The sequence below is a fragment of the Pseudovibrio sp. Ad5 genome, from assembly GCF_001623095.1.
Classification (GTDB): Bacteria; Pseudomonadota; Alphaproteobacteria; order Rhizobiales; family Stappiaceae; genus Pseudovibrio.
Genome location: NZ_LMCH01000066.1, coordinates 134,999 through 159,528 on the forward strand (window position 1 = coordinate 134,999; position 24,530 = coordinate 159,528).

General features: G+C 51.4%; 23 protein-coding genes and 1 tRNA gene. 16 read left to right on the forward strand and 8 right to left on the reverse strand.

The window, feature by feature from the left end:
• From narJ to PsAD5_RS25695, 5 genes are all read right to left on the reverse strand, one after another.
• Complete coding sequence (gene narJ, locus PsAD5_RS25675) at positions 1-723, reverse strand: nitrate reductase molybdenum cofactor assembly chaperone (protein WP_063294189.1); 723 nt, start codon at positions 721-723, stop codon at positions 1-3.
• A complete protein-coding gene (gene narH / locus PsAD5_RS25680) occupies positions 720-2,261 on the reverse strand; it encodes a nitrate reductase subunit beta (RefSeq protein WP_057461585.1) in 1,542 nt (513 codons plus the stop codon). Before narH ends, narJ begins: the two co-directional genes overlap by 4 nt.
• Positions 2,258-6,007 (reverse strand): nitrate reductase subunit alpha, encoded by a 3,750-nt coding sequence (locus PsAD5_RS25685; protein WP_063294190.1) that lies wholly within the window; start codon positions 6,005-6,007, stop codon positions 2,258-2,260. Before PsAD5_RS25685 ends, narH begins: the two co-directional genes overlap by 4 nt.
• Positions 6,008-6,032: 25 nt before the next feature.
• Positions 6,033-7,418, reverse strand: a complete 1,386-nt coding sequence (locus tag PsAD5_RS25690) for a NarK family nitrate/nitrite MFS transporter (RefSeq protein WP_063294191.1) — start codon at positions 7,416-7,418, stop codon at positions 6,033-6,035.
• A 62-nt stretch (positions 7,419-7,480) separates the two neighbouring features.
• The gene (locus tag PsAD5_RS25695) at positions 7,481-8,827 is read right to left on the reverse strand and encodes an MFS transporter (RefSeq protein WP_063294192.1); all 1,347 of its coding nucleotides are present in this window, start codon (positions 8,825-8,827) and stop codon (positions 7,481-7,483) included.
• A 235-nt stretch (positions 8,828-9,062) separates the two neighbouring features.
• Here PsAD5_RS25695 and PsAD5_RS25700 point away from each other — a divergent pair, with 235 nt between their 5' ends.
• The 4 genes from PsAD5_RS25700 to PsAD5_RS25715 all read left to right on the forward strand — a co-directional run bounded on the left by PsAD5_RS25700 (position 9,063) and on the right by PsAD5_RS25715 (position 13,189).
• Complete coding sequence (locus tag PsAD5_RS25700; protein ID WP_063294193.1) at positions 9,063-10,004, forward strand: LysR family transcriptional regulator; 942 nt, start codon at positions 9,063-9,065, stop codon at positions 10,002-10,004.
• A gap of 365 nt (positions 10,005-10,369) precedes the next feature.
• Complete coding sequence (locus PsAD5_RS25705) at positions 10,370-11,203, forward strand: bifunctional allantoicase/(S)-ureidoglycine aminohydrolase (protein WP_063294387.1); 834 nt, start codon at positions 10,370-10,372, stop codon at positions 11,201-11,203.
• Positions 11,204-11,209: 6 nt separating this feature from the next.
• Positions 11,210-11,713: an ureidoglycolate lyase gene (locus PsAD5_RS25710; protein ID WP_063294194.1), complete on the forward strand. Its 504-nt coding sequence runs from the start codon at positions 11,210-11,212 to the stop codon at positions 11,711-11,713.
• A gap of 30 nt (positions 11,714-11,743) precedes the next feature.
• Positions 11,744-13,189: a uracil-xanthine permease family protein gene (locus tag PsAD5_RS25715; RefSeq protein WP_063294195.1), complete on the forward strand. Its 1,446-nt coding sequence runs from the start codon at positions 11,744-11,746 to the stop codon at positions 13,187-13,189.
• Positions 13,190-13,232: 43 nt separating this feature from the next.
• On the opposite strand, the gene PsAD5_RS25720 is transcribed toward PsAD5_RS25715, so the two are convergent.
• Complete coding sequence (locus tag PsAD5_RS25720; protein ID WP_063294196.1) at positions 13,233-14,429, reverse strand: Gfo/Idh/MocA family protein; 1,197 nt, start codon at positions 14,427-14,429, stop codon at positions 13,233-13,235.
• A gap of 188 nt (positions 14,430-14,617) precedes the next feature.
• Here PsAD5_RS25720 and PsAD5_RS25725 point away from each other — a divergent pair, with 188 nt between their 5' ends.
• Entirely contained in the window at positions 14,618-15,223 is a 606-nt protein-coding gene (locus PsAD5_RS25725) for a class I SAM-dependent methyltransferase (protein ID WP_208981648.1), read from the forward strand.
• 8 nt (positions 15,224-15,231) lie between these two features.
• Here the strand turns inward: PsAD5_RS25725 and PsAD5_RS25730 are convergent.
• Positions 15,232-15,321, reverse strand: a tRNA-Ser gene (locus PsAD5_RS25730).
• A gap of 167 nt (positions 15,322-15,488) precedes the next feature.
• The gene (locus tag PsAD5_RS25735) at positions 15,489-17,483 is read right to left on the reverse strand and encodes a methyl-accepting chemotaxis protein (RefSeq protein ID WP_208981647.1); all 1,995 of its coding nucleotides are present in this window, start codon (positions 17,481-17,483) and stop codon (positions 15,489-15,491) included.
• A gap of 584 nt (positions 17,484-18,067) precedes the next feature.
• Between PsAD5_RS25735 and rplU the strand changes: the two genes are divergently transcribed.
• The 11 genes from rplU to PsAD5_RS25790 all read left to right on the forward strand — a co-directional run bounded on the left by rplU (position 18,068) and on the right by PsAD5_RS25790 (position 24,505).
• Positions 18,068-18,643, forward strand: a complete 576-nt coding sequence (gene rplU, locus PsAD5_RS25740; RefSeq protein ID WP_057461735.1) for a 50S ribosomal protein L21 — start codon at positions 18,068-18,070, stop codon at positions 18,641-18,643.
• A 46-nt stretch (positions 18,644-18,689) separates the two neighbouring features.
• Positions 18,690-18,959, forward strand: coding sequence for a 50S ribosomal protein L27 (rpmA, locus tag PsAD5_RS25745; RefSeq protein ID WP_057461576.1), 270 nt, complete (start codon positions 18,690-18,692; stop codon positions 18,957-18,959).
• A gap of 156 nt (positions 18,960-19,115) precedes the next feature.
• A complete protein-coding gene (locus PsAD5_RS25750; RefSeq protein ID WP_063286544.1) occupies positions 19,116-19,721 on the forward strand; it encodes a GNAT family N-acetyltransferase in 606 nt (201 codons plus the stop codon).
• A gap of 234 nt (positions 19,722-19,955) precedes the next feature.
• Complete coding sequence (locus tag PsAD5_RS25755) at positions 19,956-20,546, forward strand: GNAT family N-acetyltransferase (protein ID WP_082830551.1); 591 nt, start codon at positions 19,956-19,958, stop codon at positions 20,544-20,546.
• Positions 20,543-21,109 carry a GNAT family N-acetyltransferase gene (locus tag PsAD5_RS25760; RefSeq protein ID WP_063286543.1) on the forward strand — a complete coding sequence of 189 codons (567 nt, stop codon included), beginning with the start codon at positions 20,543-20,545 and terminating at the stop codon, positions 21,107-21,109. The genes PsAD5_RS25755 and PsAD5_RS25760 overlap by 4 nt, the downstream gene beginning before the upstream one ends.
• Positions 21,106-21,672, forward strand: coding sequence for a GNAT family N-acetyltransferase (locus PsAD5_RS25765; RefSeq protein WP_063286542.1), 567 nt, complete (start codon positions 21,106-21,108; stop codon positions 21,670-21,672). The genes PsAD5_RS25760 and PsAD5_RS25765 overlap by 4 nt, the downstream gene beginning before the upstream one ends.
• Positions 21,669-22,229, forward strand: coding sequence for a GNAT family N-acetyltransferase (locus PsAD5_RS25770; RefSeq protein ID WP_063286541.1), 561 nt, complete (start codon positions 21,669-21,671; stop codon positions 22,227-22,229). Before PsAD5_RS25765 ends, PsAD5_RS25770 begins: the two co-directional genes overlap by 4 nt.
• Position 22,230: 1 nt before the next feature.
• The gene (locus PsAD5_RS25775; RefSeq protein WP_063294197.1) at positions 22,231-22,779 is read left to right on the forward strand and encodes a GNAT family N-acetyltransferase; all 549 of its coding nucleotides are present in this window, start codon (positions 22,231-22,233) and stop codon (positions 22,777-22,779) included.
• A gap of 5 nt (positions 22,780-22,784) precedes the next feature.
• Positions 22,785-23,369 carry a GNAT family N-acetyltransferase gene (locus tag PsAD5_RS25780; RefSeq protein WP_063294198.1) on the forward strand — a complete coding sequence of 195 codons (585 nt, stop codon included), beginning with the start codon at positions 22,785-22,787 and terminating at the stop codon, positions 23,367-23,369.
• Positions 23,369-23,947, forward strand: a complete 579-nt coding sequence (locus PsAD5_RS25785; RefSeq protein ID WP_063294199.1) for a GNAT family N-acetyltransferase — start codon at positions 23,369-23,371, stop codon at positions 23,945-23,947. Before PsAD5_RS25780 ends, PsAD5_RS25785 begins: the two co-directional genes overlap by 1 nt.
• 6 nt (positions 23,948-23,953) lie before the next feature.
• Positions 23,954-24,505 carry a GNAT family N-acetyltransferase gene (locus tag PsAD5_RS25790; RefSeq protein WP_208988841.1) on the forward strand — a complete coding sequence of 184 codons (552 nt, stop codon included), beginning with the start codon at positions 23,954-23,956 and terminating at the stop codon, positions 24,503-24,505.
• Positions 24,506-24,530 lie beyond the last annotated feature (25 nt).

The window sequence follows — 24,530 nt, forward strand, 5'->3', positions numbered from 1 at the left end:
CTAGTTCTCCCCTTGAATGTTCTGGGTCGTGGTATCAGGCGGGCGTCTGTCCGCAGCTCTCATTTGCATTCTTAAGCGATCAGGGCCGCAACTGCCCTCTCCTGCATTGCCACCAAACTTGACGACCTCTTCCTGCCAAATGCGATCCATGGCTTCGAGATCATTTGGGTCATCTTCGGGCTCTGCAAGAATATTGGAGAGGAGCTCCTTGGAAGGTGCCGCTTTGCTGATTTCAGCAACAACCCCAAACACATTGGCATAGATTGAGCCCTTCTTTTTGAGACGCAAACGAAGGGCCTCAAAGATATGCGCAGTCTGGCCAAGCAGTTCCTGCCCCTCTGTAAATGGTTGATGCGCCAGATATTCGAGGAACAATGGGATGTAGTCAGGTAGTTCCGTGGTCTCTACCGCGAAACCGTTTGTCAGGTACATCTCACGCAGATCGACGAGAGCTTGACCGCGGTCTCTGCTCTCACCATGCACATGCTCAAACAGGTGTAGTGAATGTGAGCGGGTCCGATCAAACAGGAACACGTATCTTTCCTGCACCTCATAGAGATCTTTAGTAGCCAGATCATCGCAAAGAGTGCAGATCATTTTCTGGCCTTTTGCAGAGAGCAAGCGATCTGAGTTTACCGCTTTTTTCAGTGCTGGCAGGTCATCCAGCAGTTCTTGCGTCGGGTAGTTGAGCAAGAGCGAGAGGATTTTTAAGGAGACGATCATCCGCGCATCTCCTTAAATATATCCGTTGGGGTTTCGACAGTTTTCTTGCGGGAACCACCGAACAGGTCAGTTCCATCACTGCCGCCAGAGCAACCATTGCCGAAGGAGAAACCACAGGAGCCACGAACATCGTAGGCATCCTCGGACACTTCACGGTGAGTGGTTGGAATGACGAAGCGATCCTCATAGTTGGCTATCGCCATGATCTTGTACATGTCTTCAATCAACTCAGAAGTCAGACCCACTCGTTCAGCGATAGCTTCATTGACTACGCCATCAACTGACTTGGAGCGCATGTAGGAGCGCATGGCGAGCATCCGTTCCAACGCCGTGACAACAGGCTCGTCTTTGCCTGCTGTGAGGAGGTTGGAGAGGTAGCGGACCGGAATGCGCATGCTCCGGACATCCGGCAGGTCACCATCCCAACCGATCTTACCAGCCTCTGCGGCTGACTGGATTGGGGAGAGAGGTGGAATGTACCAAACCATTGGCAGTGTGCGGTATTCCGGGTGAAGTGGGAAAGCCACTTTCCAGTCGATTGCCATCTTATAGATCGGCGATGCCTTGGCAGCCTTGAGCCAATCCTCAGGAACACCATCTTTGCGGGCCTGTTCGATTACCTTTGGATCATGCGGATCAAGGAAGACCTTCAGTTGCTCTTCGTAGAGGTCTTTCTCATCCTTGGTAGAGGCTGCTTCTTCGATCTTATCCGCATCGTACAGGATCACACCCAGATAACGGATGCGGCCCACACAGGTTTCTGAACAGACTGTAGGCTGCCCTGACTCGATGCGTGGATAGCAGAAGATGCATTTCTCTGATTTGCCAGAGGACCAGTTGAAGTAGATCTTCTTGTAAGGACAGCCAGAGACGCACATGCGCCAGCCACGGCATTTTTCCTGATCGATCAGGACGATTCCGTCATCTTCACGCTTATAGATGGCACCTGATGGACATGCAGCAACACATGTTGGGTTGAGGCAGTGCTCACACAGACGTGGCAGGTACATCATGAAAGTGTTTTCGAACTCGCCGTAGATTTCCTTCTCAATACCCTCAAAGTTGTAATCCTTTGAGCGCTTGGAGAACTCACCACCGAGAATTTCTTCCCAGTTTGGTCCCCATTCAATTTTTTCGATCCGCTCGCCGGTGATCGCTGATTTTGGGCGAGCCGTCGGGAACTGAGCACTTTCAGGAGCGCCCTGCAGGTGCTCGTAATCATAATCAAACGGCTCGTAGTAGTCGTCGATTTCTGGCAGGTCAGGGTTTGCAAAGATCTTCGCCAGAATGCGCCATTTGGCACCCATCTTGGGAATGATCTTGCCATTGCGTTTGCGAACCCAGCCACCGTTCCATTTCTTTTGGTTTTCCCAGTCTTTGGGATAACCAATACCGGGTTTGGTTTCCACGTTGTTGAACCAGGCGTATTCAACGCCTTCTCGGTTGGTCCAAACGTTTTTACAGGTCACTGAACAGGTGTGGCAGCCAATGCATTTATCCAGATTCAGCACCATTCCGACTTGTGCGCGGACTTTCATTCTGCTGCCTCCTGACCACTGTCATCCAGCGGTTCTTCCATCCAGTTCACTTTTTCCAGTTTGTGAACCACAACGAACTCATCGCGGTTGGAGCCAACCGTTCCATAGTAGTTGAAGCCGTAGGATTGCTGCGCGTACCCGCCAATCATGTGTGTTGGTTTGGTGACGGTTCTGGTCACCGAGTTATGGATACCGCCGCGTTGTCCGGTGAGCTCTGATCCCGGTGTATTCACGATCTTTTCCTGAGCGTGATACATGTAGATCGTGCCTTCCTTCATGCGCTGAGAGACCACCGCACGCGCCACAAGCGCACCGTTGATGTTGAAGACTTCGACCCAGTCATTGTCTTCAATGTCAGCTTTTTGCGCATCAACCTCTGAGATCCAGACCACCGGACCACCACGGTTGAGCGTGAGCATCAACAGGTTGTCGGTGTATGTGGAGTGGATGCCCCACTTCTGGTGCGGGGTGATGAAGTTGAGGACCAATTGCTTTCTGCCGAGAGATTTATCGTCGATCACCGGTTTGACGCCTTTGGTGTCTATCGGCGGCCTGTACACGCAGAAGCCTTCGCCAAACGCACGCATCCAGAGGTGATCCTGATAGAGTTGCTGACGACCGGAGATCGTTCGCCACGGGATCAGCTCATGCACGTTGGTGTAGCCTGCGTTGTAGCAAACATGCTCAGATTCAATGCCGGACCATGTCGGCGAAGAGATTATCTTACGTGGCTGAGCGACGATATCGCGGAAGCGGATTTTCTCTTCTTCCTTCGGCAGTGCCAGATGGGTGTGGTCTCTGCCAGTGAACTCAGAGAGAGCAGCCCAAGCTTTGACAGCCACTTCACCATTGGTTTCCGGGGCCAGAGACAGGACAACCTCACTTGCATCGATATCCGTTTCGATCTTAGCCAAGCCTTTGGTTGGCCCGTCTTCCAATACCTCACCATTTAGGCCTTTGAGGAGGTCTACCTCGTGTTCGGTGTTCCAGCTGATGCCTTTGCCACCGTTGCCGAGTTTGCTCATCAGTGGGCCAAGAGCCGTGAAGCGCTTGTAGATGTTTGGATAGTCTCGTTCGACAACCACAACGTTTGGCATAGTCTTGCCGGGTTGCGGATCAATATCACCCTTCTTCCAATCCGCTACGTCGAATGGCTGGGCGATTTCACCAGCGGTGTCGTGCAGGATCGGGACAAGGACGACGTCCTTTTCCTTGCCGAGAACTTCTTGTGAGACCTCAGAGAAGGACTTGGCAATACCCTTGAAGATCTCCCAGTCACTGCGGGCTTCCCATGCAGGATCAGCTGCACTGGAAAGTGGATGAATGAAGGGGTGCATATCCGAGGTATTGAGGTCGTTTTTCTCGTACCATGTGGCTGTTGGCAGAACGATATCCGAATAGACGCAGGTGGTGGACATACGGAAGTCCAGCGTGACCAACAGGTCCAGTTTGCCTTCCGGTGCGTTGTCATGCCAGACGGCTTCTTTCGCCCGCTGGCGGCCTTCCTCTCCCAGATCCTTGCCCAGCACACCATGCTCAGTGCCGAGCAGATGACGGAGGAAGTATTCGTGACCTTTACCGGAAGAACCGAGCAGATTGGAGCGCCAGACAAACAAGTTACGTGGCCAGTTGGCCTCGTTGTCGGGGTCTTCACAGGACAGTTTGAGACTGCCTGATTTTAGCTCCTGAGCAATATAGTCTTTTGCTTCTTTGCCACTCTCTTCTATCGCCTTAGCAACCTGAAGTGAGTTGGTTTCAAGTTGTGGAGCTGATGGCAACCACCCCATACGCTCTGCGCGGATGTTGTAGTCGATCAGCGACGCATCCCAGTCCCCATCCGGGGCTGTGGGGGACAGGATCTCATCTACCTTGAGCGTCTCATAGCGCCACTGGTCTGTATGCGCATAGAAGAAGGATGTTGAGTTCATATGCCGTGGTGGGCGTGTCCAATCCAACGCAAAGGCGAGTGCTGTCCATCCGGTTTGTGGGCGAAGCTTTTCCTGCCCCACATAGTGGCTCCAGCCACCACCAGATTGACCAACACAGCCGCACATCACCAGCAGATTGATGATGCCACGGTAGTTCATATCCATGTGGTACCAGTGGTTCAGACCAGCACCGAGGATGACCATGGAACGTCCGTTGGTCTTCTCAGCGTTTGTCGCGAACTCGCGAGCCGTTGTGATGATATGATCTTTGGGAACGCCAGTAATTTTCTCTGCCCATGCAGGCGTGTAAGGCAGCTCCTCATCATAAGACTTTGCAGAGTTTGGATCATCTAATCCACGATCCAGACCGTAGTTGGCAATGAAGAGGTCGAAAACGGACGCGACAAGCGCTTCGCCCTCCGCCAGCTTCACTTTCTTTGCGGGGACTTTGCGCACCATCACGCTTTCATGGTTGGTTCCCGCAAAGTGGTCATGCTCACGATTGCCGAAGTATGGGAAAGCCACGTCAGCGACTTCATCATGATCAGCTTTGTCAATGAAAGACATGGCGAGGTCCGTGTCTTTGCCGGCGCCGTCTCTTTCTTCAAGATTCCATTTGCCTTTTTCACCCCAACGGAAGCCGATGGAGCCATGCGGAACCACAATCTTCTTCGACTTGCGGTCCAGGGCGACGGTTTTCCATTCTGGATTATTTTCTTCCCCCAGCTTGTCCGCAAATTCGGAAGCACGCAGGAGGCGTTCCGGGATGTATTTGCCGTCTTTTTTGATGAGGCGAACCAGTAGCGGCATGTCGGAGTACTTACGACAGTAGTCCTCGAAGTATTTTGCCTGCCTGTCTAAATGGTATTCACGAAGGATGACATGACCCATGGCCATCGCCAGAGCTGCATCAGTGCCTTGCTTTGGATGGAGCCAGAGATCCGAGAACTTGGCCGCTTCCGAGTAATCTGGGCAGACCACGACTGACTTGGTGCCTTTGTAGCGAACCTCGGTGTAGAAGTGCGCATCCGGTGTGCGCGTTTGTGGAACGTTGGAGCCCCACAACATCAGGAAGCCCGCATTGTACCAATCAGCGGATTCAGGCACATCGGTTTGCTCACCCCATGTTTGTGGTGAGGCAGGAGGCAAATCGCAGTACCAGTCGTAAAACGACATGCATGTGCCACCGAGCAAAGACAGATAGCGGGTTCCAGCTGCATAAGAAATCATGGACATAGCCGGAATTGGCGAGAAGCCAACAACGCGGTCAGGGCCCCATTTCTTCGCAGTGTAAGCATTTGCTGCTGCGATAATTTCGTTGACTTCTTCCCAAGTGGCTCGCACAAAACCGCCGTGTCCGCGCACTTTCAGGTAATCTGCGCGCTTTGCGGGATCATCCTGAATGGCTGCCCACGCAGCGACCGGCGATTTCACTGTCCGCTCGTTACGCCATAGCTTGAGGAGGCGAGAGCGTATGAGTGGATGCTTCACCCGATTTGCGGAGTACATATACCAACTGTAGCTGGCACCACGAGAACAGCCCCGTGGCTCATGGTTTGGCAGGTCCGGGCGCGTACGCGGATAATCCGTCTGCTGGGTTTCCCAGGTGACAATCCCGCCTTTGACGTAGATCTTCCAGGAACAGGAACCAGTGCAGTTCACACCATGGGTCGAGCGTACGATTTTGTCGTATTGCCATCGCTTTCGATAGCTGTCTTCCCAGTTTCGGTTCTCATTGGTTGTAACACCGTGCCCGTTTGCAAAGGTACCAGTGTCCTGTTTTGCGAAGAAGTTCAGTTTATCGAGTAGTAGAGACATCTGAAATGCCCTTCACGTTATTTGCTTAGCACGGAACGGAGGCACCCTTGCGGGTGTAGAAGAACCACGTGATCACCAGACAGATCACGTAGAAGATGCCAAAGGCCCAAAGCGCGGCATCCGGACCACCTGTGTAGGCGATGGATGTTCCGTAGGCTTTGGGGATGAAGAAGGCACCGTAGGCTGCAATTGCAGAGGTAAAGGCGATGATGGCTGCGCTTTCACGTTCTGACTGGCGCAGATGAGCTGCTGCATCCAGCTCTGGCATCAAGAGGCCGACCTGTTGGCGCATGATGGTCGGGATCATCTGGAATGTAGAAGCGTTGCCTACACCTGTCAGGAAGAACAGTGCCATGAAGCAGGCAAAGAAGCCCCAGAAAGCTCCCGGCTCTGTTTTGATGGACAGGAAGAACAGCACGCCACCAACAGCAACCGCCATAAACAGGAAGGTCCAGAAGGTTACACGGCCACCGCCGTACTTGTCGGAAACCCAACCCGTACCAGCCCGGGAGAGTGCACCAACGAGTGGTCCAAGGAATGCGAAGGTGAGTGCATTTACTTCCGGAAACTGTGTCTTCATGAGCAGCGGGAAGCCTGCGGAATAGCCGATAAAGCTACCGAAGGTTCCCGTGTAGAGAATACACATGATCCAGTTGTGCGCTCTTGAGAAGATGATGGATTGTTCTTTAAAGCTCGCTTTGGCATCAGCGATATCGTTCATGCCGAACCATGCGGCCAGCGTAGCGATGATGAGGAATGGAACCCAGATAAAGCCAGCATTCTGGATCCAGAGTTGGGATCCATCCTCAAGGATTTGAGGAGCACCACCGATTGCACCGAAAACACCGGCTGTGATGACAAGCGGCACCACAAACTGCATGACGGAAACACCAAGGTTTCCGAGGCCTGCATTGAGCGCAAGCGCGTTTCCTTTTTCCTTCTTTGGATAGAAGAATGCGATATTTGCCATTGAAGAAGCGAAGTTACCGCCCCCGAAACCGCAAAGCAGGGCTAACAGAAGGAAGATGCTATAAGGCGTGGTGGGGTCCTGAACTGCGTACCCGATACCCAGAGCCGGAAGAAGCAGCGATGCTGTGGTTAGCGTTGTCCAAAGGCGACCACCAAAGATAGGGACCATAAAGGAATAAAAGATCCTGAGCGTCGCGCCAGAAAGGCCTGGCAGAGCAGCCAGCAGGAAGAGCTGGTCTGTCGTATAATCAAAACCGATGGCGGGTAGCCTTGCGACAACAACACTCCAAACGAGCCACACTGAGAAGGCAAGCAAAAGTGCCGGAATAGAGATCCAAAGGTTCCGAGAGGCGATCGCCTTTCCTTTGGTTTCCCAGAATTCCTGGTCATCCGGTCGCCATTCAATTAGTGTGTGCCCTTTTTGAGTGTTGTTATCAGACATACATTCATTCCTTTTGGCTACATGCCCTCTCCAGACCGAATGTCCAGAAAGGGCTTCGCTGGTTACGGATACTTTTCTACGCCTGCAGGTCCGTCCGGACCTTCAACCGGCTCGTCCGGGAGATCAGACAAATCTGTTTCGTCTTGCAATTCTGGATAACGCTTGCGCTCCATCCTGCGGATGGCGACGTGCATCCACACAGTTGAGACCGCAACAATGATGAAGAGAAGCATGAAGGGTGCCGTCCAAACGCCAGTCCAGTCGAGCAGAACTCCAAAGGCGATTGGCAAGAAGAAGCCACCAAGGCCGCCGATCATGCCTACGAGGCCTCCGACAGCACCAACATGATAGGGGTAGTAAACCGGGATGTGCTTGTAGACCGCTGCTTTACCAAGGCTCATGACAAAACCCAGAACGACGGTCACAGAGACGAAGGCACCAACACCAAGACCGAAGTTAAACTCGATTGGGCCGTCAATACCGCTGACAACATATGAGGTTTCTGGATAGCTCAGCAGGAAGAGGCAAAAGAGGGAGACGATAAATGTGAGGTACATGACAAAGCGTGCGCCCCATTTGTCTGACATCCAACCGCCCAGAGCTCTGAAAACAGACCCGGGCAGTGAATAAAGGCCAGCGAAAACGCCAGCCGTCGTGAGCTCCAGTCCGTAAGCCCCGGTGTAGTATCGCGGTAGGAATGACGCGAGCGCAACAAAGGCGCCAAAGACGAAAAAGTAGTAGGTCGCAAAACGCCAGACTTGCAGGTTCTTCAACGGAGCGAGCTGTTCTGCTGCAGATACAGCTTGCTTGCCTTCTTTCTTACGCTCCTGCTGAGACGGGTCATCTTTACTGAGCAGATAAAACAGAACAGCTGTGACTGCCAAAACAATTGCATAAACGCGTGCTGTGCCTTCCCAGCCAACTGCTACGACCAGAAATGGTGCTACGAAGTTGGTAACTGCTGCACCGACATTACCGGCACCAAAAATACCAAGTGCAGTGCCTTGTTTCTCTTTTTCAAACCACTGGGAGACATAGGCTACGCCGATAATAAAAGAGCCGCCGGCCAATCCGAGACCCAAGGCGGCTAACAGAAACACTTCATAGGTTTGTACTGAGGTGAGCAACCAAACACAGACTGCTGTAATGAGCATCTGCAGTGGGAACATAATTCGTCCACCGAACTGCTCTGTCCATACTCCAAGGAAAATGCGGCTCACAGAACCGGTGAGCACTGGTGTGGCAACCAATAAGCCGAACTGAGTATCGGACAACCCCAATTCGCCTTTAATGCGCACGCCAATGATGGAAAAAATGGTCCAAACTGCAAAACAGATAGTAAAAGCAAAGGTACTGAGACCCAATGCCCTATATTGATCGGAGCGAGTAACACCCTCAAGTGAATGCATAGTATTTGATCCTGAATTCTAGCAGGTAAGACAATCCACATAGAATCTCAGGAGCTTTAGCACCCAAAAGTAGAGCAACTCATAGAAAGAACAGGATTAAACGAGTAAAATTGAAATACAACTTGGAGTAAAACTATGTTTTATTTCCAACTCACCACGCAATGAAAAACACCTATCCAGACTACTTTGATGCTGGTATGTTTCGTGTAGAGGTGGGGATTTCAAAGTTAAAGCAATGTCTTACATCAACAATGTCAGGATGTTTGTGCGCGTGTTTGAGCTTGGCAGCATGTCTGCTGCGGCAAGGGACATGCATGTTTCTCCTGCAGTTGCTTCCTCCCGTATCGGAGAGCTTGAGAAGCACCTGGGTATTCGCTTGTTTAACCGCACCACCCGCACCATCCAACCCACTGAGCAAGGTAGCATTTTTTATCCTGGCGCCCGTAAAATGCTGGAAGCAATGGAAGAGGCTGAAGCGGCTGTTCAGGAGGTGACACACACTCCACGCGGCTCAATCTTTGTTTCTGCTCCACTCGGCATAGGGCGGCGTTTGATCGCACCGCTTATTCCTGAATTCCACGATGCTTATCCTGAAATTCATGTTCGCCTCAGGCTCTCGGACCGTCCTCTTAACATTACTGGAGAAGGTTTGGATCTGGCATTCATTCTGGGACAGTTACCAAACTCTGAAATGCGGCTGAAAAACCTGTTGGACTGTCCTCGGGTACTGTGTGCCTCCCCTACCTATCTTGATCAGCGAGGTGAGCCACAGCAAGGGGCAGATCTCCAAAACGGAAAGCATGATTGCCTACTGCTCCAGTTTCCCGGTTCCGCTGAAAGCCGATGGACGCTTCAAACTTCTGAGGGCTTACAGAGCTTCACAGTTGGTGGCCCGTTCACCTCTGATGACGGCGATGTGTTGGTGAACTGGGCACTCGGTCATCACGGCCTCATCAATGCCCCCTTGTTTGATGTTGTCGATCATTTACTCAGTGGAGACCTTATCGCCGTCTGCACTGCTACCCCTCCTGCTGATGTGCATTTAGCATGTCTATTTCCGCACAAACGCTATCAAGATCCTAAAATCCGGCTCTTTCTTAATTTCATCAGTGAGCGATTGAAGACGTATCTAAAAGACAAGAGTTCTCAATACTCTACTCATCTTCTGAATAAGTAATTCTTGATTGAAAAGTCGTTTATGTATCTATTTCTTTTTCCGGCTATCCGCGAAATACTTTCAAAATAATTTTGATAATCCAACTCATTTATTAGGCTAAACTGATAGATGGGAGGAGTTTGGTGGCCCTGCCAGCTGACGAGCTTAATGGACACGGTTGATACCAGCACATTTGCCCAGTGCTTCGAACAGTGCCTCGTCGATCCCTAATTCGACGAGTGCACCTCCCCGGCAAGGAATTCAACTTAATTCGGGTTGCTGCACTTACGCGGACTGCCATAGCGTGAGTGTCGTACAAGGAAGTAAACTTACATATGAGTACCCAAACACTGCCACCCCGCACCTTTGATGCCTCTTCTGAGGGCATGTCGCCTTCTTCTTTCTACGCACCTTCGGGAGGCTTGCCTCCGCAAACGCAAGTCATGACAGACCGGGCAGTGTTTACTAATGCATATGCCGTTATTCCCAAAGGCGTGATGCGGGACATCGTGACCTCAAATCTGCCTTTCTGGGAAAAGACGCGTGCCTGGATTATTGCCCGACCACTCTCTGGATTTGCTGAGACGTTTTCGCAGTACATCATGGAAGTTCAGCCAGATGGAGGCTCCCTTAAACCTGAACCAGATCCTGAAGCGCAGGGCGTGATGTTCGTTGTTCAAGGTGAGATTACGATCACGATGGGCAATGAGGCTTTCACACTTACTGAAGGTGGCTACGCCTATCTGCCTGCTGGAGCCCAATATGAAGTGCGCAACAATAGCTCTCTAGCTGCCACCTTCCATTGGGTTCGAAAGCGCTATGAGGCTGTCGAAGGCATTGCAAAGCCCGACGCCCTGTTTACCCATGAAAAGAATGCTGTGGTTGCTCCCATGCCAGACACCAATGGAGCCTGGACGACGACGCGCTTTGTAGACCCCAGCGATATGCGCCACGACATGCACGTCAACATCGTGAACTTTGAGCCCGGTGGCTGCATTCCGTTTGCTGAGACCCACGTGATGGAACATGGCTTGTATGTTTTGGAAGGGAAAGCAGTCTACCGGCTGAACAACGATTGGGTTGAAGTGGAAGCCGGTGACTTTATGTGGCTGCGCGCTTTTTGTCCGCAAGCTTGCTACGCTGGCGGTCCAGGCCGTTTCCGGTACTTGCTTTACAAAGACGTCAATCGACATGCCCAACTCGGCTCGTTTCAAAGGTGATCAGATATGGGTAATGAGGTCACAACAGAGCGCACCATACGGATTGAGAAGCTTACCTCTGCGGTATTTATGCCGTTTGGTGAACTGATTGAGACCGGCGGGACATCACCTATCCTAATCAACGAAGGCCGATGTGAGCGTTTTTCTGATCTGGCTGATGTTGAGTTTATTGGTGGCCGCGCTGGTATCAGCCTGTTTCAGGCAGAGCTTCGCAGCCTGCCGCACACGCTGACGATGTTGGAGCGCCATCCATTAGGGTCGCAATGCTTCATTCCGATGAACCAATCAGAATATCTTGTCATAGTCGCCGAAGATGAAGGTGGACGGCCTTCATCACCTCGTGCGTTTATGGCGAGTTCAACCCAGTCCATCAATATCAAACGGAACACATGGCACGGCGTTCTGACCCCCATCAACGGGTCAGGACTGTTCGCTGTTGTCGACCGGATTGGGGACGGAAATAACCTAGAAGAACACTGGCTGGAGGAGGCCTACTTAATAACGGAATAACACTGTGCGTCATTAGTAGGAGGGGACTAAATGACCAGCAATTCCATCGGGACATCAGAACAACTGCGTGATCCGAACTACACACCTGCCTTACATAAGGCGGTTCCACTTGGCATTCAGCATGTGCTTGCCATGTTTGTCTCAAATGTTACTCCGGCGATCATTATTGCCGGAGCTGCCGGATTTGGGTTTGGCTCTGATGCAGGGGCGCAGGGTTTCCCGGACATGACATACATGATCCAGATGTCCATGCTGTTTGCCGGAATAGCTACGCTTTTTCAAACAATTGGAATGGGAGCAGTCGGAGCCCGCTTGCCGATTGTGCAGGGTACCAGCTTTGCTTTCATACCCATCATGATCCCACTCGTTGCAGGTAAAGGTGTTGAAGCTTTGCCTGCTCTGTTTGGAGGCGTGCTTATTGGTGGTTTGTTCCATGCCATTCTAGGGATGTTCATTGGCCGCATTCGCTTTGCCTTACCACCACTGGTGACTGGTCTTGTCGTAACCATGATCGGTCTGGCGCTGGTGAAAGTGGGCATTCAGTATGCTGCGGGTGGTGTGCCTGCCATTAGCAAGCCTGAGTATGGAAGTATGCTCAACTGGTCTGCTGCGCTCATTGTAATTCTCGTCACGCTTGGCTTGAAGTTCTATGCCCGCGGGATCTTAGCTGTATCTGCCGTGGTGATTGGCATCCTTGCAGGATACCTTTACGCGATGATGGTTGGCATGGTGACTGTGGATGGGATTGCTGCAAGCGTTGGTCGCTCTGCATCTTTTGCCCTACCGATGCCGTTCGCCTACGGCTTTGATTTCAGCCTTGCTGCTGTGGTTGGCTTTTGTCTCATGGCGTTTGTGAGTGCTGTTGAAACTGTTGGCGATGTCTCTGGCATTACCAAAGGCGGTGCAGGACGTGAGGCGACCGACAAGGAGATCCAAGGGGCAACCTACGCTGATGGTTTTGGCACAGCCATAGCCGGTGTTTTTGGTGGTTTGCCGAACACATCCTTCAGCCAGAATGTGGGGTTGATTGCCATGACAGGCGTGATGAGCCGCCACGTGGTGACCATTGGTGCTTTATTCCTCATCGTGTGCGGACTGATACCCAAGGTTGGAGCAATCATTCGCACAATTCCTATCGAAGTGCTCGGCGGAGGTGTGATCGTTATGTTTGGAATGGTGGTCGCTGCTGGCGTCTCCATGCTCTCCGACGTCAACTGGAACCGCCGGAACATGGTGATCTTCGCGATTGCGTTATCAATCGGCCTTGGTTTGCAGCTGGATCCAAAAGCTGTTCAGTATCTGCCTGACACGCTGCGCATTTTGATGACGAGTGGCTTGCTTCCTGCTGCTCTGATCGCGATTGTACTCAATCTTGTATTGCCAGAAGAGCTTACTGCCGAAGCAACGGAAGAAGTTTCAGGCGGCATGGCCTCACAAGAGGATCCACCACTCAAACCAGCAGGCTCCCAAGCCTAAAGAAACTCCCCTCGCCGTTCTGTTATGGCGGGGGGAGCATCTCTTATAGTTTCTGCCATGAACCGCCGTTCTGAGAGCTTTTCACGGCTGTTTCGATGAAGTTCAATCCATCCAGTCCATCAGATACAGTCGGAAGCAGTTTGCTGCGCTCAGGTTCTGACTGACCTAAAATGCGCGCAGCCAAAACATCAGCAAACTCGTTATAGATTGTTGCGAAAGCTTCCAGATACCCTTCCGGATGACCACCTGGAATGCGAGAGACTGCATTTGCGGCTTCTCTTGCGTCTGGGCCGCCGCGTGTGATGCGGTAGCTTGACTTCCCATAGGGTGAGTAAACCAGATGGTTTGGGTCGGCCTGCACCCACTCAACACCGCCTTTGTCTCCATAAACACGCAGTCTCAGCCCATTTTCGTTGCCCGGAGCAACCTGAGACGCCCACAGCATTCCTTTGGCACCATTTTCGTAGCGCAGCAGCATCTGCACATCATCATCCAGCGCTCTACCCTCTACGAAACTTGTCAGCTCCGCCAAAACTTCCGTTGCTTTCATGCCGGATACGAAGGAGGCAAGATTGTAGGCGTGCGTTCCGATATCTCCGATACAGCCGCCTGCTCCGGATCGTTTTGGATCAGTACGCCAGCTGGCTTGCTTTTGGCCTGATTGCTCAATCGGCTCAGTCAGCCAATCTTGCGGGTACTCCACTTGAATCAGACGAACTTTCCCGAGTTCACCTGCCTCAATCATCTCTTTCGCCTGCCGGACCATTGGGTAGCCGGTGTAATTATGCGTCAACAGGAACAGCTTGCCGGTTTCCTCAACCAGTTGAACAAGCTTATTGCTTTCTTCACTCGTCGTTGTCATCGGCTTATCGCAGATGACATGGATACCGGCCTCGAGCATCGCGCGAGCTGCCGGATAGTGCATATAGTTAGGCGTCACAATGGCAACTACATCAACCGGATCATCCCGAAGCGGTTCTTTTTCTGCCATTTCTTCGAAGGAGGTATAGGCACGATCAGATGAGATATAGAGTTCTTCAGCTGACGCTTTTGCCCGCGTTGGATCAGAAGAAAGGGCACCAGCAACAAGCTCATAGCGATCGTCCAAACGCGATGCGATGCGGTGAACTGCGCCGATGAATGCACCCTGACCGCCGCCGATCATTCCCAGACGCAGCCTACGTCCCAATTTTTTCGGAATATCCAACACTTGTTGTGGCTCAGCAGCTTCGACGGTCATTATGCATTCTCCATATTTCTCAGGTGCAGATATCGGTTAGCGCAACAGCACCACCTGAACCTGTAGGATCATTAAGTCTGAGATCGGTAATTGCAAATGCTCTTTTGCAAAAGTGTTGGTCATTTCAGAGAAACTGTTTCAAAATCCAGACTGATTTGTTGCTGACTTAAGGGAGAGTTGAAGGTCTTATGCCGAATTCATCAGAGACCACCCGAGCCTATTACGAGAAGAATGCAGAGAGCTTTATCGAGCGCACACTACATCTGGACATGGAGGAGCACTACCAACGGTTCCTCAAGAGAGTGCCGCCAGGTGGGCGAGTTCTCGATGCGGGATGCGGGTCCGGGCGTGATGCCTATGCTTTCAAGCAGCTTGGCTTTGAAGTTGACGCCTTCGATGCATCTGCTGAAATGGTGAAATCGGCTAGTAAACTGATCGGTATAGCTGTCCAGCAAAACACATTTCAGGAATTTATCAGCGAGCAGGTTTACGATGCTATCTGGGCTTACGCCTCTTTGCTTCACGTTCCTTATTCTGAACTACCTCTCGCACTCACCAATCTCTGCAATGCCCTCAAGAATGGCGGCACCTTGTTTGCTTCTTTCAAATTGGGAGAAGGAGAAGTAAACCGCGATGACGGGCGTCGCTTTTCCATGATGACCGAAGCTCACTTCAGCAACATCCTACAGCAGGTCCCGAACCTACAGCTTCAAGATGCCCGCATTACGCTAAGCAACAAGCCCTACAGCCCTCACGAGAAGTGGCTTACGATGATCATTGAAAAAGTAGGCTAAAGAACAAATGGCGGAGAGTGAGGGATTCGAACCCTCGGAACACTTGCGTGCTCAACGGTTTTCGAGACCGCCCCGTTCGACCACTCCGGCAACTCTCCTAATTGATCCTCGTGGTGAGGATTGCCGGACCATATAAAGAAGCTTTCCCTTCGGCAAGCCCTGCGACCGCTATGCCGCAGATAACTCACAGCTCGCGCGTCACCAGCCAATGAAAAACGCAGTGAGCGAACCCACTGCGTTGAAATGACTGTCCATTTCTGGAGAATTATGCGGCTTGAACGTTTTCAAGGAAGGCTTTGATCGAGCGGTTAAACTGATCAGCTTCTTCAGAGATGCTGTCTGCCTGATTGTTGATGTCTTCTGCAGTTTTGGTGGAGTTTTCAATAGTGCTGGCAACTTCCCCCATTTCGGACTCGCCAATACGGGACTGATCAGATGCATCGGTCACAGAACGCGCGATTTCGCCAACAGTTACAGACTGCTGTTCTACAGCTGCTGCCACTGCTGAAGAGCTGGTGGATAGCTTCTCCATCATGCTCGTCACTTTTTCGATGGAGCCAACGGCATCAGTAGACACCTGCTGGATCGCATGGATCTGTTGCGAGATTTCTTCCGTTGCGGTGGTGGTCTGGTTTGCCAGATGTTTCACCTCAGAGGCCACAACCGCAAAGCCTTTGCCCATCTCGCCAGCGCGCGCTGCCTCGATGGTGGCGTTGAGAGCAAGAAGGTTGGTCTGGTCTGCGATATCCTTGATCAGGCTAACAACTTTTCCAATACGGGATGCAGTTTCAGCCAGCTCCTGAATTGTCTTGGACGTGTTGATGACAAGCCCACCGACTTCATCGGCAACGTCTTTGGAGTTCACCGCTTCAGACGCTACTTCCTTAATGGAAAGAGACATTTCCTCACTGGCAGATGCCACAGTTGCCACTGATGTTGATGCATGGCTGACTGCATCACCTGCTTTGCCAGCTTTATCAGAGACACTTTCGACAGTGACATTCAAAGCGAAGGAGGCTTCATGCAAAGACTGGATCGCGGAGTTAAAGCCATCGCCTGCGGCCGTTGCTGCTTTTTCAAACTCTCGCACCAGAAGAGCAACTTTCTGCTCACGTTCCTGACGACGCTTGTTGTCTTCATCGCGCTCATCGTTCAGCTGATTTCGCTCAATAGCGTTGGCACGGAAAACTTCCAGAATCTTCGCCATTTTCGCGAACTCATCCCGGCCTTTAGTGCCTTCGATATTGATTGAGACGTCCCCTTTTGCCAGAACGCCCATGGCCGTATGCAGGTTCGCCAGCGGGCGAGAGATGCGCCATGCTATGTAGCCAGCAATCATCAGGCCGATAATGCCCATTGCGCCAGCTTGCAACAAGAAGCGCTGCATGCTTGCAGCTGATGCCTCATTATGAAGCGCAGTTGCTTCCGCTTCACCAGCCGCACCAAAATCATTGAGCTGTTGTGCAGCCGGGATCATCTCGTCCAGTTGTTCCAGAGCGAAGACCATCTCCTCCTGAATGTCAGCATTCAGAGTTTCAATCTGCTCCAGCGTCTCTGTGTAGGTTGCCCAGAGCTCGCTCACTACCTGAGATGTTTCTTCTGGCATTTTCGCTGTTTGAATGACCATGCCAAACTGCTCGATGCGGCTTTTGAAGGTACTCTTTTCAATTTCATACCCGTCAACGCCAATGGTCCATTCCATGGCCTGAAGATCTTTTAGCAAACCAGCGACACGATGAGTGTCTTTGCTGACGTTCAGTTTCCGGCGTGCCTTATTAATTTCGAGCTGCATTGTGGAACTAGCCCCCTGAAGGACTGAAATGAGACCTCCATCTGAGCTGGTTCCACGCTCTAGTGTCGCTTCAACCACTGCGCCAAACGTCTCTGAAAACCCGTAGGCATAGCCTTCCAGGTTATCGTAGAGTTCGTCCTCAATGCCTGAAACATTCAGTTCACGTGTTTCTTCTACCAATACAACAACGCGCTCACGAGCATCTGCTGCAATGTCAGATGCCTCTGCTTTTGGATGAAGCAAAAACTCCCCACCAATTGCGCGCATACGATCTACTGCTGCACTAATCGCCTGAGCGTTTTGCATCAGCTGGTTATAGGTCTGCGTATTTTTTTGAAACTCAGCATTCTGGCTGTTCATTTGGGAGAGGGAAATCAACGCCCCACCCAGCACAAGTATCGGCAACAACCCAAGAGCTGTAACTCTAGTTACGACGGAGTATATCCAGGCGAACTTTGGAATGCGCATTTTATGCCCCCCGCACGTATGCGGTTTAATTCATTGGATGATAATGATCGCGAGATTGTCACATACATTCCATATTCGGCGCTCATTTCTCCCCTAAGCACTTGTATGGAACATGCACAAATCTCTTTGCGCTATTGTTGGCTGGCGAAGGTTTATCGATCCTTAAAACAATCATAGAATGAACCTTAAAACGCAGCGGAATAGGTATTTGGACGTAACAATTAGATCGTAGGTATAAATCTGACAGCGCAACCATAGCGCGAATCACTCCGATGCAGGAGCGTTCTTTGACAGTTGAGTATTCGTGACATAAATCTCACCTCTCGTATTTCTAATATAATTGGCGAGATTCTGCGTTGACATTCCAGAATGCCTGCGTATATTCCAGCAGCTCATAAATTGCGGGGAAACCCGTGTTTTCGCGCTGTCCGAGGCAAGACATCGAAACCGCCTTCTGGTTTTTTCCAGAGTTTGCGGTCGATCTCCCCGAAACGGGACGTTCCTAGAGCATAAAGGAAACGGTCGACAAAGTTCGCAGTTTGCTGCGACGCCAAAGGGTGCGCTTAGATAAGAAGGACATGCGCATGTTCGCAGTCATCAAAACAGGCGGTAAACAGTACACTGTTGCTGCTGACGATCTTCTGAAGATCGAAAAAGTTTCTGCCGAAGCTGGTGAAACAGTAACTTTTGACGAAGTTCTCATGGTTGGTTCAGATGCTGAAACCACCATTGGTGCACCAACCGTTGAAGGCGCTTCTGTTGTAGCTGAGGTTGTTGAGCAGGGTCGTGATCGTAAGATCATCATCTTCAAAAAACGTCGTCGTCAGAACTCCCGTCGTCGTAATGGTCACCGTCAGGCTTTCACTACTGTGAAAATCACCGACATCCTGACCAGTGGCGCTAAGCCAGCTAAAAAAGCCGCTGCTCCTAAGAAAGCTGCCGCCGCACCAGCTGCTGAAGGCTCCGACGATCTGAAAAAATTGCAGGGTCTTGGCCCAGCAATTGAGAAAAAGCTGAATGCTGCAGGTATCTCTACCTACGCACAGATCGCAGCTCTTTCTGCTGAAGACATCGCCCGCGTTGAAGAAGAAACTGGCACTAAAGGCCGCTTCGAACGTGATAACTGGGTTGCACAGGCTAAGGAACTCGCAGCGAAGTAATTCGCGCAAGTTTCTGTCCTAGAGATTAAACGAGGAGTACTTCGTTATGGCTCATAAAAAAGCTGGCGGTTCATCCCGCAACGGTCGCGACTCAGCTGGTCGTCGCCTTGGTATCAAGAAGTTCGGTGGCGAAGCCGTGATTCCTGGCAACATCATTGCACGTCAGCGTGGCACTAAGTGGCACCCAGGCGCAGGTGTTGGCATTGGTAAAGATCACACCATCTTTGCAACCGTCGAAGGCAAAGTTGCATTCGAAGAAAAACGCAATGGCCGAACATTTATTAATGTGATGCCGGTGGCACTCGCCGCCGAGTAACGCTGACGTGATAATCCAAATCGTCGGCGTCTCATCAGACCCCGACGGATTTGGAAAAATCCGGTTCAGATCGAAAGATCAGAAAAAGGGGAGATGGGACGCCATCTTCCCTTTTTCTTTGTCCAGTGGGATGGGCAGTAGACCGGAGTTAAAACCATGGTAGTTGAATACGAAGAAATCCCAGAAGAAAGCAGTTGCGTTGCGGCCGGGTCGCCGCAGGACACCGCGCGTCTTGTCATCGACCGAGCGCGCAAGGATGATTTGGCTGACATCCTGTTTTTAGCCAACAACCGTCGGATCGCTGAGAAACTGACGAACATGCCGCATCCCTTCACGTATGAAGACGCTAAAGCGCTCGTGAAACGGTGTGATGTGCAGTTGCCATCTCAGGCGACGTTCGCGATCCGCATGAAGAACACTGGCCGTATTATTGGCGCTATCGGTTTCAACCCGCTTGCCGAAGACTTTGGTGCTGTGCACCTGGGTTATTGGGTGGGCGAGCCATTCTGGAACCAGGGATATGCGACAGAAGCTGTTCAGTCTGTTATCGAATTCGCGTTTGCTAACGGCGTTAAGGAGCTCTCCGCTTCTTGTCGCGTGAGCAATCCTGCCTCGCACCGCGTGCTGTCAAAGTGCGGCTTTAAGCAGGACGGAACGACAAAGCTGCATTCTCTCGGCGCTATGGCCGTGGTGGATGCCACACGCTTTACACTGACCCGCAGCCAATGGATCGCGAATACGCGATGGGGCTCTGCTGGTTAAGTGATGCCAGATCAGCAGGTTGCAGTGACAGCAACCTGCTTTCGGCAGCGTGATTGTTGTTTGGCTGTAACGGCTTACCCTCAACCACACAAAACCAGCAGGCTTTTACCTGATCCTGATGCAGTCGCTCTGTCTGCAATCCGGGTCATCAAGGCCATGCTGCGTTTTACCCTCACTTACCTACTCCAACGAACGATTAGAGAAATATGAGTTTGATTTACAAGGCCTTTTACAATGTTGACTACAACTATAGATACCCAAAGACTGAGGCTTCGCCGTTACAAACCTGAGGATCTTGAACCTTATTGGGAGATTGGTCACTCTGACTATGAAATCATTCGCTGGCTGACCGGTGCAAGCTGGCCTGCACAGAGGAGTGAGCTGAATGCAGTGGCAGACTTCGCACTGAACGCTAATCCTCTCACTGACACTTTTCCGTTTGCCATTGAACATAACGGCCTACTTATTGGTGGTGTTGATGTTCAAAAACCCGGTGATCTCAATGAGTTCCCGGAGCTACCAACCATTGGGTACTGGCTTTCCCAGAAAGCTCAGGGTCATGGACTTATGCTTGAAGCATGTGTTGCTGCGCTGCATTGGGGCTTTGCGCGCGATGCCTGTGACACCTTCGCAGCCCGTGTGTTTGCGACGAACTACCCTTCTCAGAAACTACTGAAAAAGCTGGGTTTTGAGCCTGTTGGAGTTTGCATCCGTTACTCCAAATCTCTGCAACAAGACGTTGAGAATATCATCATGCATCTGCCGCGGGATCGGTTTGAGGCGTTGCATGGTGATGCGCATGTGATGATGGGAGCAGCACTATGACCACTTTTCCTCGTTTGAGAACGACCAGCCTGACACTGCGAGAATGGCGAGAAACGGATGCACCTCGCGCGCTAAAACTCTTTCAAAATCAGAATATTACACGCATGCTAACCTCCAAGCCACATCCCTTTACAAAGGCAGATGCCCAGGCCTTTTTGCATAAGGCTATGCCTCACAATTTGAATGAAGTTTTGAATTGGGCAGTCGAGCTTAAAGGAGAAGTGGTTGGTGGTATTGGTGCCGGGCCGCTTGATAAAACACCAGACATGGGTTGGTGGCTTGCTGAAGAACATTGGCAAAAAGGCATTATGTTTGAGGCCGCTAGCGAAGCTTTGCGCTACCTTCTTCTTGAACGCGAACTCCCCAAAATCATTGCGGATGCATTCAACGATAACAAAGGGTCTCAAGCCCTGATGCGCAAGCTTGGTTTTGTTAATACCGGGCAAGGAATGGGGAGCAGTCTAGCTCGTCTGGCTGGCACTTATCCTACAGAAGAGTTCGCCATATCCCCGCTTGATTTCATCGCAGCACAACAGCTCAGAGTGCAGGAGGCAGCACAATGACCACTTTTCCTCGTTTGAGAACAGCCAGTCTGACACTTCGGGAATGGAGAGAGACGGATGCGCCTCGCATTCTTAAACTGCTGCAAAATCAGAATGTTACTCGAATGCTGGCGAGTGCTCCGTATCCTTATACCAAAGCGGATGCTGAGGTCTTTCTGCAAAGGTTTATGCCCAGAGACCTTGGCCATGGAGTGAACTGGGCCGTTGAGCTGCAGGGTGAAGTGGTTGGTGGCGTTGGTGCAGGCCACCTTTCCAGAAAACCTGAACTCGCCTTTTGGCTTGCAGAAGAACATTGGAAAAAAGGCATTATGTATGAGGCAGTTAGTGAGGTTCTTCGCTACCTGCTGCTGGAACGTGAGCTGCCTTCCATCTTTGCCGATGCCTTTAGCGACAATGCGGGATCTCAGGCACTGATCCGAAAACTTGGATTTGTTCATACCGGACAGAATGAGGGACGAAGTCGTGCCCGCCTCGCGGGCAATTATCCGACAGAAGAGTTCCTAATATCCCCGCTTGATTTCATCAGTGCACAGCAGTCCAGAGCGCAGGAGGCAGCGCAATGATTTTTCCGGAATTACAAACCAACCGTTTGATTTTAAGAGCACTTCAGCCGGATGATTATCCTCGGCTGCGGTTCCTGTTTTCTGATTTTGATGTGGCGCGGATGACTGCCAGCTTTCCGCATCCGATCACTAATGAGTGGGCGCATGAGTTTATCACTCGTAGTCATTCTAATGATCTGAATTCGGATGTGGTTTGGGCGATTGATAATGGTACGGGCTTCATCGGGTCCATTGGTGCACACCGGATCGGCAAATCTGCTTCTTTGGGCTATGCGCTTGGAAAATACTACTGGCGGCGGGGTTATATGAGTGAAGCCGTGCAAGCCGTTGTAAACTATCTACAAAATGAGCGTAGCGTTGAAAACGTTGATGCGTGCGTTTTTTTGGAGAATCCTGCGTCATTCCGCGTTCTTATGAAGAACGGCTTCGTTCCAACCTCTGTCTGCACGCATTCCTGCGCTTCCAGAGAGTCCGACGAAATTGAGACCCAAAATTTCGAACTCAAGCTGGCACAGTCTGCTGAGCAACCACAGCTTGCCGTGGCGGGGATAAGATAGAATGGCTTTTCCAGAGCTGAAAACAGACCGTCTTCGATTGCGCATGATTGAAGACGGTGATCTGGATCGCCTTGTCCAGCTGGCGAACTCTTATGCGATTGCGAGCATGCTCTCTGGCATGCCGCATCCGTTTACAGAAGAGACTGGCAGGTTCTACATCCATCGCGGCAAAACCAATGATCCTGCCAGTGTTGTGTTATGGGCCATTGATGATGGAACTGGCCTTGTCGGTTGCATCTGGTCAAAGTTTGAGGATGTAACTGGCTGGACCGGTTATTGGATGGGTGAGCCTTATTGGGGGCGTGGTTACATGAGCGAAGCGCTGCGCACAGTTCTGCGTTTCGGGTTTGAGCAGCGCTTTATTACGAGCTTTGAGGCTGGTGTGTTTGCCGACAATCCCGCCTCCTCTCACTTATTGGATAAGATGGGCTTCAGCAAAGTGGGCGAAGAAACTATCCCCTCTAAAGGACGCGGTGATATCATGGTTCCACATCTCCGGCTTACATTGCCCAAAGCCGATTTTGTGGACCTCGCAGAAGCGGAAGGTTGAGCGACATGACAACCCAAAGCACCTTTCCTGTTCTACGCAGCGAGCGGCTTGTTTTACGGGAGATGCGGGAAGCTGATCTTGCGCTGCTCTGTTCATACCTGGGGGACTTTGAGGTCTCCAAGTCGCTGAGCAGTCAACCGCATCCGTTTTTGGAAGCGGATGGGCGGGATTATATTGAGCAGGCGCTTGCCAACAACACAGCTGAGAATGTGACCTGGGCAATTGAGCTTGATGGGCAGTTTTGTGGTGGTTTTAAAGCGAAGGAGTTGCATGGAGCTGCGAGCGTTGGCTACTGGCTTGGGCGCGAGCATTGGGGCAAAGGGCTGATGAGTGAGGCGCTGCATTTAGCCCTGACTTATCTGTTCCAAAAACGAGGCCTCGAAACACTGCAAACTGGCGCGTTTCGTTGCAATCCAGCTTCTTTGCGTGTGTTGCAGAAAGTTGGTTTCGTTACCAAAGGGCTACGCACCAATACCAGCAATGCGAGGGGCGGTGAGGAGCTGGAAGAGGAGTTTTTGAAAGTTTCCATTGACCAGTTCCGGACGGAAAGTGACGAACATTCGCCTTTTAAAGATAAAGAGTTGCTGTGATGAAACAACGAAACAGCACTTACACAACCTTCCCCGTTCTACGCAGCGAGCGCCTAGTCTTGCGCGAGATGCGGCCTGAGGATTTGGAGAGGCTTTGTGCATACCTAGGGGATTTTGAAGTCTCCAAGTCGCTGAGCAGTCAACCGCATCCGTTTTTGGAAGCGGATGGGCGGGATTATATTGAGCAGGCGCTTGCCAACAACACAGCTGAGAATGTGACCTGGGCAATTGAGCTTGATGGGCAGTTTTGTGGTGGTTTTAAAGCGAAGGAATTGCGTGGAGCTGCGAGCGTTGGCTACTGGCTTGGGCGCGAGCATTGGGGCAAAGGGCTGATGAGTGAGGCTTTGCGTGTTGTTCTTGATTATCTGTTTGAAGCGCGGGCGCTGCATGTGGTGCGGACCGGAGTGTTCAAGGAGAACCCGGCCTCCCTGCGGGTGCTGACCAAGATGGGTTTCAAGATTACTGGTGAGGCCAAGCACGCCTGCCGCGCGCGGGGCAATGTGGAGCTCGATGAGATCCAGCTGCAAGTGACCCGCAATGACTTTCTTCGACTGACTAATTCAGACAAAAAATCGTGAGTAATGATGATGTTTCCTGAACTCAAAACAAACCGCCTGACACTCCGCCAGTTTCAGCAGGATGATCTGAAATCGATCTGCGAATACATCAGCAACTTCGATGTCAGCAAGATGCTGACTGTGGTGCCCCACCCTTACACAAAAGCGGATGGAGAATGGTGGTTGAACCACATCAAGGAGACACCGCTAAGCGAAGAGACAAACTGGGTTATTGAATCCGAACATGGGTTCTCAGGGGGCATTGGAATACGCATCCCAGAAGATGGCTTCCCGCGCATTGGGTATTGGCTGGGGCAACCGTTCTGGGGCAAAGGCTATATGAGCGAGGCAACTGAGGCGGTGGTCAATTACTGTTTTGAGGAACTGGGTGTGAGCAAAGTGACTTCCGGCGCATTTGAAGAAAATGACGGGTCCCTGAATGTGCTGGCGAAGAACGGTTTCCAGACAATCGGCTCGGAGCCAGAAAAAAGTCGCGCTCGCGGAGAAGAAGAAGTCACTCTCATCAATGTGGAGCTCACCCGTCCTTTATGGGAAGCCATGCGGGCGGTGACGGTTTGAAGATGAATTGCTTGTCGCGTGCCGA

What these genes read in the sequence shown, in the direction of transcription:
- PsAD5_RS25785 (WP_063294199.1), top strand. Translation starts at nt 23,369, where the DNA reads ATGAAACAACGAAACAGCACTTACACAACCTTCCCCGTTCTACGCAGC.
- PsAD5_RS25770 (WP_063286541.1), top strand. Translation starts at nt 21,669, where the DNA reads ATGATTTTTCCGGAATTACAAACCAACCGTTTGATTTTAAGAGCACTT.
- PsAD5_RS25750 (WP_063286544.1), top strand. Translation starts at nt 19,116, where the DNA reads ATGGTAGTTGAATACGAAGAAATCCCAGAAGAAAGCAGTTGCGTTGCG.
- PsAD5_RS25725 (WP_208981648.1), top strand. Translation starts at nt 14,618, where the DNA reads ATGCCGAATTCATCAGAGACCACCCGAGCCTATTACGAGAAGAATGCA.
- rplU (WP_057461735.1), top strand. Translation starts at nt 18,068, where the DNA reads ATGTTCGCAGTCATCAAAACAGGCGGTAAACAGTACACTGTTGCTGCT.
- PsAD5_RS25760 (WP_063286543.1), top strand. Translation starts at nt 20,543, where the DNA reads ATGACCACTTTTCCTCGTTTGAGAACGACCAGCCTGACACTGCGAGAA.
- PsAD5_RS25755 (WP_082830551.1), top strand. Translation starts at nt 19,956, where the DNA reads ATGTTGACTACAACTATAGATACCCAAAGACTGAGGCTTCGCCGTTAC.
- narJ (WP_063294189.1), bottom strand. Translation starts at nt 723, where the DNA reads ATGATCGTCTCCTTAAAAATCCTCTCGCTCTTGCTCAACTACCCGACG.
- narH (WP_057461585.1), bottom strand. Translation starts at nt 2,261, where the DNA reads ATGAAAGTCCGCGCACAAGTCGGAATGGTGCTGAATCTGGATAAATGC.
- PsAD5_RS25790 (WP_208988841.1), top strand. Translation starts at nt 23,954, where the DNA reads ATGATGTTTCCTGAACTCAAAACAAACCGCCTGACACTCCGCCAGTTT.
- PsAD5_RS25700 (WP_063294193.1), top strand. Translation starts at nt 9,063, where the DNA reads ATGTCTTACATCAACAATGTCAGGATGTTTGTGCGCGTGTTTGAGCTT.
- PsAD5_RS25715 (WP_063294195.1), top strand. Translation starts at nt 11,744, where the DNA reads ATGACCAGCAATTCCATCGGGACATCAGAACAACTGCGTGATCCGAAC.
- PsAD5_RS25695 (WP_063294192.1), bottom strand. Translation starts at nt 8,827, where the DNA reads ATGCATTCACTTGAGGGTGTTACTCGCTCCGATCAATATAGGGCATTG.
- PsAD5_RS25775 (WP_063294197.1), top strand. Translation starts at nt 22,231, where the DNA reads ATGGCTTTTCCAGAGCTGAAAACAGACCGTCTTCGATTGCGCATGATT.
- PsAD5_RS25685 (WP_063294190.1), bottom strand. Translation starts at nt 6,007, where the DNA reads ATGTCTCTACTACTCGATAAACTGAACTTCTTCGCAAAACAGGACACT.
- PsAD5_RS25720 (WP_063294196.1), bottom strand. Translation starts at nt 14,429, where the DNA reads ATGACCGTCGAAGCTGCTGAGCCACAACAAGTGTTGGATATTCCGAAA.
- PsAD5_RS25765 (WP_063286542.1), top strand. Translation starts at nt 21,106, where the DNA reads ATGACCACTTTTCCTCGTTTGAGAACAGCCAGTCTGACACTTCGGGAA.
- PsAD5_RS25780 (WP_063294198.1), top strand. Translation starts at nt 22,785, where the DNA reads ATGACAACCCAAAGCACCTTTCCTGTTCTACGCAGCGAGCGGCTTGTT.
- PsAD5_RS25735 (WP_208981647.1), bottom strand. Translation starts at nt 17,483, where the DNA reads ATGCGCATTCCAAAGTTCGCCTGGATATACTCCGTCGTAACTAGAGTT.
- PsAD5_RS25705 (WP_063294387.1), top strand. Translation starts at nt 10,370, where the DNA reads ATGTCGCCTTCTTCTTTCTACGCACCTTCGGGAGGCTTGCCTCCGCAA.
- rpmA (WP_057461576.1), top strand. Translation starts at nt 18,690, where the DNA reads ATGGCTCATAAAAAAGCTGGCGGTTCATCCCGCAACGGTCGCGACTCA.
- PsAD5_RS25710 (WP_063294194.1), top strand. Translation starts at nt 11,210, where the DNA reads ATGGGTAATGAGGTCACAACAGAGCGCACCATACGGATTGAGAAGCTT.
- PsAD5_RS25690 (WP_063294191.1), bottom strand. Translation starts at nt 7,418, where the DNA reads ATGTCTGATAACAACACTCAAAAAGGGCACACACTAATTGAATGGCGA.